Source organism: Leifsonia sp. HAY1-4F (genome assembly GCF_056755275.1).
In genome coordinates, this window is sequence record NZ_JBNDHX010000004.1 from 80,776 (window position 1) to 89,241 (window position 8,466).

Here is an 8,466-nt window from a genome sequence, read left to right on the forward strand (position 1 = left end):
GTGACCCCGTGCGCGCCGGACAGCCCATCCCGTAAGGAGTGACCATGGTGATCAGGGAGCAGGCTCCGACCGTCCCGGAGCCGGTGGAACACCGGGCGACCACGCGGGGGACCGCGCGTCCTCAGGCGCGGCGCCGCAATCGCTTCGCCGCCTGGTACCGCCAGGGCGGCCCGACCGTCGTGCTCTTCGCCCTGCCGGTCGTCCTGATCTTCCTTTACTTCTCGTGGGGGCCGATCGTGAACGGGCTCGTCATGAGCCTGCAGAGGACCAACCTCGTCGCCCCCGCCCAGTGGGTGGGACTGGGCAACTTCCAGTACGTGCTGGCCGACCCGGCGCTCGGCCAGGCGACCGTCAACACCCTGTACTTCACCGTGCTCGCGATCGTCTTCGGCTTCCCGCTTCCGATCTTCCTCGCCGTGTTGATGGCCGAACTCCGCGGGAGGTCGTGGATCTACACGACGCTCGCCTACCTCCCGGTGATCGTGCCGCCGGTGGTGTCCATCCTGCTCTGGAAGGTCTTCTACGACTCGTCGGCGGACGGCCTGTTCAACTCGATCCTCGGCCTGGTCGGCATCCCGCCGCAACCGTGGCTGGACTCGCCGGCCACCGCGATGCCCTCGATCGTGCTGGAGGCCACTTGGGCGGCATCCGGAACCGCCGTCATCATCTACCTCGCCGCGCTCACCTCGGTGCGCACCGAGCTGTACGAGGCGGCGGAGCTCGACGGCGCGGGGATCTGGTCGCGAGTGTGGCACATCACCCTCCCGCAGATCCGCGGGGTGATCCTGGTCATGCTGCTGCTGCAGATCATCGGGACGATGCAGCTCTTCACCGAGCCGTACCTCTTCACGGGCGGCGGCCCGCAGGGCGCGACCACGACGATCCTGCTCCTCATCTACAACTACGCGTTCGTCAACGGCGACTACGGCGCGGCGACCGCCCTGAGCGTGCTGCTCGCCGCCGGACTCTGCGTGCTGTCGGCCGTGTACCAGTTCACGACCCGGAAATGGAGCACCGACTGATGAGTCGCACCCGGACCGCCGAACGCAGCCTGATCTCCGACAGCGACCGCAAGCGCCGCGGTGTGCGCATCCCCCTGACGATCGTGCAGCTCCTGATCCTGGTCGGCCTGCTGATCGCGGGGCTCGGCCCGCTGCTCTGGCTGCTGAAGGCCGCGATCTCGCCGACGCAGGACACCTTGCGCGACCCGCTCGCGTTCTTCCCGTCCGGAGTCGTGCAGTGGCAGAACCTCGCGACGGCGTGGACCCAGGGGCACATCGGCTACTACCTCGGGAACACCGCGATCCTGGCGCTCGGCGCGATGATCGCGAACCTGTTCGTCTGCACCACCGGGGCCTACGTGCTGAGCGTACTGCGGCCGAAGTGGGGTCGGATCCTGTCGGGCGCGATCCTCGCGACACTGTTCATCCCGAGCATCGTCTCGCTGGTGCCGCTCTACCTGACCATCCTCAAGATGCCGGTGATCGGGGCGAACCTGTCCAACTCGTACTGGGCGGTCTGGCTGCCCGCCGCGGCCAGCGCGTTCAATGTGATCGTGATCAAGCGGTTCTTCGACGCCATCCCGCGCGAGTACTTCGAGGCCGCCCGGATCGACGGCGCCGGGCACCTCCGTGTCTTCACCACGGTGGTGCTGCCCCTGTCGCGGCCGATCCTCGGAGTGGTGGCGCTCCTGGCGGTCATCGCGTCGTGGAAGGACTACCTCTGGCCGCTGCTCGTGCTGCCGAACCCGGATCTGCAGCCGATCTCGGTCGCGCTGCCCAAGCTCGCGCAGCACAGCGAGCTGAACATCCAGCTCGCCGGGCTGTTCCTGGCCCTGCTGATCCCCGTGGTGCTGTTCATCGTCTTCCAGCGGTCGTTCCTGCGCGGAGTCGGAATGTCGGGAGGGGTCAAAGGATGAACGACGGTACGGACGACCGCATCGGGCCGCTTCCGCGGCGGGTACTGGTGACGGGCGCTGACGGTGCGATCGGCCGGGCAGCGACGGAGCGGCTGGCCGGGCTGGGCGTGGGGGTCACCGCACTCTCGCTGGACTTCGACGGCGGGACCCCGGCGGACCGGGTGATCGCCGGCGACGCACGCGACGAAGCCGTCGTCGCCCGGGCATTGGAGGGCGTCGACGCCGTCGTGCACCTGGCGGCCATCCCGCACCCCTCGCTCGGGACGCCGCCGACCGTCTTCGGGACGAACGTGCTCGCCACCTTCACCGTGCTCTCGCTCGCCGGTCAGGCCGGCGTGCGCCGTGCGGTGATCGCCAGCAGCATCAATGCGTTCGGCGTCCCGATGAACAGCCACGACGTCGATCCCGCGTACTTCCCGCTTGACGAGGAGACGCCGGCGGACATCGACGACCCGTACTCGCTGTCGAAGCAGGTCGACGAGGCCACCGCCCGCATGATGTGGCGGCGCTGGGGGATCGACGTGGTCGCCCTGCGTTTCCCGCTCGTGAAGGACGCGGAGACCCTCCGGGGCGCGGCCGAGTCGGTCGGGCGGGACCCCGCGTCGATGGCACGCGAGGGATGGGCATACCTGGATCTCCGCGACGGCGTGCGCGCGATCGAACACGCTCTGACCGCCCCGCTGGCGGGCGCCCACGTCGTCAGCCTCAGCGCCGGCGACCTCCTGATCGACCGCCCCGCGGACGAGCTGCTGCGCGCCTACGCGCCTGCCGTGCCGCTCCGGTCGCCCATCGGCGCGCGCGGGCCGCTGGTCGACACCGCCCGGGCGCGCGAGCTGCTCGGATTCGAACCGCAGTACTCGATCCACCGGCCGGACCCGGTCGCCGACCCGCTCGAGTTGGGAGCCCTCAGTGCCTGACACCGCCCCGTTCCGCACCCTCGACCAGCCGTGGCCGGCGCCGCGGGAGGTGCGCATCACCGGCGTGCGCGCGATCGTCACGGCGCCGGAGGGCACCCCGCTCGTCGTGGTGCGCGTCGACACCGACGAGGACGGCCTGTACGGCTACGGGTGCGCGACCTTCACTCAACGCTGGCACGCCGTCGTCGCCTTCGTCGAGCAGCACCTCGCGCCCCTCGTGACCGGGCGCTACCCCGGCGACCTCGGCGATCTCCTCCGGCTCGTCCGCTACTCGGGCTACTGGCGGGAGGGGCCTGTCGGCAACAACGCCCTCTCCGGTCTCGACATGGCGCTGTGGGACATCGCCGGCAAGCGCGCCGGCCTGCCCGTGCACGAGCTGCTCGGCGGCAAGGTGCGGGCGGCAGCGGACACCTACATCCACGCGGGCGGTCGCGACATCCGGGAGACCCTGGATCGGGCCGAGGAGTTCGCGGAGCAGGGGTGGCGGCACGTCCGGCTGCAAGTGGGGCAGCCGGGTATCGGCACGTACGGCGCCGCGCCGGTCGCGGCACCGGCGCGGGCGGGGGCGCCGTACCCCCGGGGCTGGGACCCGCGCGCATACCTGGCGACGACGCCCACCCTCTTCGAGGAGGCTCGCGTGCGCTTCGGCGACCGGCTCGAGCTGCTGCACGACGTGCACTCCAGGCTCACGCCGAAGGAGGCCGTGGTGCTCGCGCGAGCTCTGGAGCCGTACCGGCTGTTCTTCCTGGAGGATGTGGTCGCGCCGGAGCACTGGGACCGCCTCCCCGAGGTGCGCTCGCAGTCGCCGGTGCCGATCGCCGTGGGTGAGCTCGCGACGTCCCTGACCGAGGCCGCCCGGCTGATCACCGGCGGAGGCGTCGACTTCATCCGCGCCCACATCTCCGCCATCGGCGGCCTGACCCCTGCGAAGAAGCTCGCGACGCTGGCGGAGTTCTCCGGCGTGCGCACCGCCTGGCACGCACCGGGCGACACGTCCCCGATCGGAGCGGCGGCGAACGTCGCGGTCGACGTGACGACGAGCGCATTCGGCATCCAGGAAGGCCATGTCTACTCGGAGGCGGTGCACGAGGTGTTCCCGGGAACGCTGGAGATCGTGGACGGCTGGCTGACGCCGCACGATGCGCCCGGGTGGGGTATCGAGGTCGACGAGCGCGCGGCGGCGCGCTTCCCGGCCGGGCTCTCGGGCCACGACGCGTGGGCAGCGGGGGTGCGCGGGCTGGACGGGGGGCTCCACGCGCCGTGAGCGGGGTCGGAGGTATCGCGGCGGCGGAGGCCGTCGTCGGCGCGGCACGCGCCTGGCTGGGCTCCGCGCCCGCGCTGCCGCCGCTGCCCGGACTGTCCGACGGCATCGTGGGGACGTTCGCCCGGGTGGTCTACGGCCGCACTCCGACAGGCGGGCGCCTGACCGGCGTCACCGAGCCTCAGCCTCCCGAGACCGTCCTCGACGGCGCCGCCGTGCGCCGCCAGCTCGTGGCGTCGATCGCCTGCCCGGACGGGACGCTCCCCCTCGACATCCTCGCGCATGTCCCGACCGGGGCGACGGATCCGGCGCCGGTCGTCGTCGCCCTCAACTTCACCGGCAACCAGGACAGCATCGACGGCGACCAGTCCGGCCGCTGGCCCTTCGCGCAGATCGTGGCGGCCGGCTTCGCGGTGCTCACCGCCGACTATCGGCAGGTCGAGCCCGACGACCCTCAGCTTGCGAGTCCGGGAGTCCGTGCGCTGTTCCCCGCACGTGAAACGGAGCAGCCTGCCTGGGGCGCGATCGGCGCGTGGGCGTGGGGGATGTCACGGCTTCTGGACGTGGCCGAAAGGATCGGCGTGGACACCTCGCGCTCGATCGCGCTGGGCCACTCGCGACTCGGCAAGGCCGCGCTGTGGGCGGCCGCGCAGGACCGGCGGTTCGGCGTTGCTGTCTCCAATGACTCCGGCTGCGCGGGAGCGTCGCTGTTCCGGCACCCCGGCGGCGAGGACGTCGCCGCGATCACGACGGCCTTCCCGCACTGGTTCGTGCCCTCGCTCGCGAGATACGCGCACCGGGAGGACGAGCTGCCCGTCGACCAGCATCAGCTACTGGCGGCCATCGCTCCGCGCCGCGTGCTCGTGCTCAGCGCGCAGGACGACCAGTGGGCCGACCCGGTGGGCGAGGCCGCGGCAGTGCTCGCCGCCGCCCCGGCGTTCCACGCCGGCGGGATCGGCCACCACGTGCGGGAGGGCGGTCACGATCTCACCGCGGACGACTGGATGCGCGCCCTCGACTTCGCGGGCGGTTATGCGGCCGGATGCCGTGTGGTCCGGCCGTTGAGCTCGGCGAGCACCTCGTGTTCGGCGTCGTCCAGATAATCGGCCATGGCTTTCGCTGCCGAGGAGTCTCCGGCCTGCAGGGCTTCGAGCAGCTCGCGGTTGCGTTCGAGATACCCCAGGTGGAATGCCGCCGGGTCGCTGATCATGTGGAAGACCAGACGCATCTCATTCCAGATCGGCGTCAGGAGCGTGTCCAACCGGGTGCTCCCGTTGAGCGCGACGATGGCGATGTGGAAGCTGATGTTGTGCGAGCCGAGGGCGACCCAGTCCTCCGCCGCAGCCGCGGCATCCGCATCGCGCATCACACTGACCACTCGGCTCAGCCGGTCGGGCGTGTGCGGTCGGCTCACCGCAGCACATTCGACGACGCGCCGGCATGCATACAGATCGACCACTGCCGACTCGCTCGGTGTACGGACGAAAACGCCGCGATTGAGTTCGTGGACGAGGAGCCCCTCTTCCACAAGGGTGCGGAACGCTTCGCGCAGCGTGTTCCGTGAGACCGCGAGCGCTTCGCAGATCTCGAGCTCGCTCATGCGGGAGCCCGGGAGGAACGCGCCTGCGAGGATCCCTTCCCGTAAGACGTTGGCGACCTGCACGCTCCGGCTCGACTGTTCGAGTTTCGCGCGAGCCGAGACGAGCTCCTCATACACCGTGTTCGCACTCACTGATCCCCCTCTGCCCTCGACACCTCACAGTGTACAGCGGAGGTGTGAATTCAACTATCGAAGGATTGCAGGATTGTTCAACAACCTGTATCGTGCCGATCGTGGTCAGTATCGACATCAACGGTGATCTTGGTGAGTCCTTCGGGCAATGGCAGCTCGGAGACGATCAAGCGATGCTCCGCGCGGTTTCGAGTGCGAATATCGCGTGCGGCTTCCATGCCGGCGACCCATCCACGGCGCGCGCCGTTGCGCGCACCGCCATCGCGGGCGACGTGACGATCGGCGCGCATGTCGGGTACCGGGATCTCATCGGCTTCGGGCGCAGGTTCATCGATGTCGACCCGCTGGAACTGGCCGACGATGTGCTCTACCAGATCGCCGCCCTGGATGGAATCGCCCGGGCCGAGGGCGGCCGCGTACGGTATGTGAAACCCCACGGGGCCCTCTACAACGCGATCGGAACGCACGTGCGGCAAGCCCAGGCCGTGGTCGACGGGATCTCGGCCTATTCGCCGGATCTGGTCGTGCTCGGGCTACCCGGCGCCGTCGTCCTGGAACGGGCGGCAGCGCGCGGCCTTCGCGTCGCGATCGAGGCGTTCGCCGATCGCGCCTACCTGCCCAGCGGTGCGCTCGTCCCCCGGGGCACACCGAACGCCGTCCTCCACGACCCGGACGATATCGCCGCCCGCGTCGTGCGACTTGCGACGACGAACCGGCTGGAGGCGGTGGACGGCCGGGTCCTGAACATCGAGGCCGACTCCATCTGCGTCCACGGGGACACTCCCGGCGCGGTCGGAATCGCGAACCGTGTCCGTGCCGCCCTCGCCGAAGCCGGCGTATCACTCGTCCCGTTCGCCGGAGATCCTCCGGCCCGAACGGTGACCTCGAGCGACTCTCTCTCACACCCACTGCAAGAAGGAAGAAGCCAATGAACGGTACGTCTCTGTCCACACGAACCAAGCCACCTGCCGGGGCGGTCCGGGCCTTCATCGCGAGCCTGACCGGAACGTCGCTGGAGTACTACGACTTCGCCGTGTACTCGGTCGCGTCGGCCCTCGTCTTCCCTGCCGTGTTTTTCCCGGCCGAAGACCATTACATCGGGCTGCTGCTCTCGTTCTCCGTCTTCGCCGTCGGATACTTCGCCCGCCCGATCGGAGGCGTCATCTTCGGCCGCCTCGGCGACCGTATCGGACGCAAGAAGGTCCTGATCGCCACGCTGCTTCTCATCGGCATCGCAACCGTGCTCATCGGCTTCCTGCCGAGCTACGCCTCCTTCGGCGCCATCTCATCGACGCTGCTCGTGCTGCTCCGCCTCGCCCAGGGAATCGGCGTCGGCGGCGAATGGGGCGGCGCGGTCCTCCTGTCGAGCGAGTTCGCGAACCCACGGAACCGCGGATTCTGGGCGTCCGCCGCTCAGATCGGGGTGCCGGTCGGCAATCTCCTCGCCAACGGTGTCCTCGCCCTCCTTGCAGGGATCATGACCAGGGACAGCTTCCTCGACTGGGGATGGCGGATCGCGTTCCTCCTGTCGGGCGTTCTGGTCGCCTTCGGTCTGATCATCCGGCTGAAACTGGAGGAGACACCGATCTTCAAGTCGTTGGTCGCGCTCGATGAGCGCCCGAAGACGCCGCTGAAGGATGTGTTCCGTCAGCAGCCCCGTGCGCTGGTCGCGGCAGCGCTCAGCCGTGTCCTTCCGGACGTGCTGTATTCGCTGCTCACCGTGTTCGTCGCCGTCTACGCGACGACCGCTCTCAAGTTGCCGACCAGTTCCGTGCTCGTTGCGATCCTGATCGGCGGCGCGTTCCAGATCTTCATCATGCCCTTGGCGGGTGCGCTCACCGACCGCTTCAACCGCCGCTTCATCTACGGCATCGGCTCGATCGCGACCCTGATCTGGGCGCCGCTGTTCTTCTGGTCGATCCAGGGCGGCAACCTCGTCGTGCTCACGGTCGGAATCGTCGTCGGTCTCGCCCTTCATGCGCTCTTGTACGGACCGCAAGCCGCGTTCATCACCGAGCAGTTCCCTCTGCAGCTGCGCTTCGCGGGGAGCTCGCTCGCCTACACACTCGCCGGCGTCATCGGCGGCGCCATCGCGCCCCTGATCTTCACGTCCCTGTTCAGCGCGACAGGCACCTGGATCGCCGTCGTCATCTACCTCGCCGCCGCCGCCGTCGCCACCATCGTCGGGCTCGCCCTCGGCCGCGATCCCCGGCCGGAAGAAGACATCGAGCTGCTGAACACAGCAGCTGTCCGGGCACAGGAACCGGCGTGACCCAGCTCATCGCACCGATCGCCGGATGGGGTGCAGCAACCGCTGTGACCCCATTCGGCACCCAGGCCGTGCGCGCCCGGTTCGACGGCGCCGACCTCCCGGTCGTCCAGACCGCGCTGCTGGAGAACCCATTACCCGGTCAGCTCGAAGTCATCGCCGGCGCGGACACGATCGTCGTCACGGCAACGAGTGCCGCAGCGCTCCCCGGGCTCGTGGACGCGTTGGCCCGCATCCATCCGGGCTCCGACGACAGCGCGCCCCACCAGCGGACACCCGTTCCGATCGACACGGTCTACGACGGTGAAGACCTTCCCGAGCTCGCCGCCTTGCTCGACATGAGCGTCGAAGCGCTGATCGCGGCACACA

The 8,466-nt window shown here is 69.5% G+C and carries 9 protein-coding genes; 8 read left to right on the forward strand and 1 reads right to left on the reverse strand.

All coding sequences use genetic code 11. The features are described 5' to 3' along the window. Nucleotides 1–44 precede the first annotated feature (44 nt). From ACPYOG_RS01875 to ACPYOG_RS01895, 5 genes are read left to right on the forward strand one after another with little or no spacing between them, the layout of a single operon-like run. Entirely contained in the window at nt 45–1,022 is a 978-nt protein-coding gene (locus tag ACPYOG_RS01875; protein WP_481292559.1) for a carbohydrate ABC transporter permease, read from the forward strand. Continuing rightward, nucleotides 1,022–1,918, forward strand: coding sequence for a carbohydrate ABC transporter permease (locus ACPYOG_RS01880; protein WP_481292560.1), 897 nt, complete (start codon nt 1,022–1,024; stop codon nt 1,916–1,918). Before ACPYOG_RS01875 ends, ACPYOG_RS01880 begins: the two co-directional genes overlap by 1 nt. Then, nucleotides 1,915–2,835 (forward strand): NAD-dependent epimerase/dehydratase family protein, encoded by a 921-nt coding sequence (locus ACPYOG_RS01885; protein WP_481292561.1) that lies wholly within the window; start codon nt 1,915–1,917, stop codon nt 2,833–2,835. The genes ACPYOG_RS01880 and ACPYOG_RS01885 overlap by 4 nt, the downstream gene beginning before the upstream one ends. Then, nucleotides 2,828–4,099: an enolase C-terminal domain-like protein gene (locus tag ACPYOG_RS01890; protein WP_481292562.1), complete on the forward strand. Its 1,272-nt coding sequence runs from the start codon at nt 2,828–2,830 to the stop codon at nt 4,097–4,099. The genes ACPYOG_RS01885 and ACPYOG_RS01890 overlap by 8 nt, the downstream gene beginning before the upstream one ends. Continuing rightward, on the forward strand, nt 4,096–5,199 hold the full coding sequence (locus tag ACPYOG_RS01895; RefSeq protein ID WP_481292563.1) for a glucuronyl esterase domain-containing protein: 1,104 nt from the start codon (nt 4,096–4,098) through the stop codon (nt 5,197–5,199). The genes ACPYOG_RS01890 and ACPYOG_RS01895 overlap by 4 nt, the downstream gene beginning before the upstream one ends. On the opposite strand, the gene ACPYOG_RS01900 is transcribed toward ACPYOG_RS01895, so the two are convergent. After that, a complete protein-coding gene (locus tag ACPYOG_RS01900) occupies nt 5,127–5,828 on the reverse strand; it encodes a GntR family transcriptional regulator (RefSeq protein ID WP_481292564.1) in 702 nt (233 codons plus the stop codon). The two genes, ACPYOG_RS01895 and ACPYOG_RS01900, sit on opposite strands and share 73 nt — an antisense overlap. Nucleotides 5,829–5,929: 101 nt before the next feature. Here ACPYOG_RS01900 and ACPYOG_RS01905 point away from each other — a divergent pair, with 101 nt between their 5' ends. From ACPYOG_RS01905 to ACPYOG_RS01915, 3 genes are all read left to right on the forward strand, one after another. Beyond that, complete coding sequence (locus tag ACPYOG_RS01905; protein WP_481292565.1) at nt 5,930–6,760, forward strand: LamB/YcsF family protein; 831 nt, start codon at nt 5,930–5,932, stop codon at nt 6,758–6,760. After that, nucleotides 6,757–8,100: an MFS transporter gene (locus ACPYOG_RS01910; RefSeq protein ID WP_481292566.1), complete on the forward strand. Its 1,344-nt coding sequence runs from the start codon at nt 6,757–6,759 to the stop codon at nt 8,098–8,100. The genes ACPYOG_RS01905 and ACPYOG_RS01910 overlap by 4 nt, the downstream gene beginning before the upstream one ends. Beyond that, nucleotides 8,097–8,466 (forward strand): carboxyltransferase domain-containing protein (locus ACPYOG_RS01915; protein ID WP_481292567.1); only part of this gene is annotated, 370 nt, incomplete at its 3' end. The genes ACPYOG_RS01910 and ACPYOG_RS01915, both read left to right, overlap by 4 nt.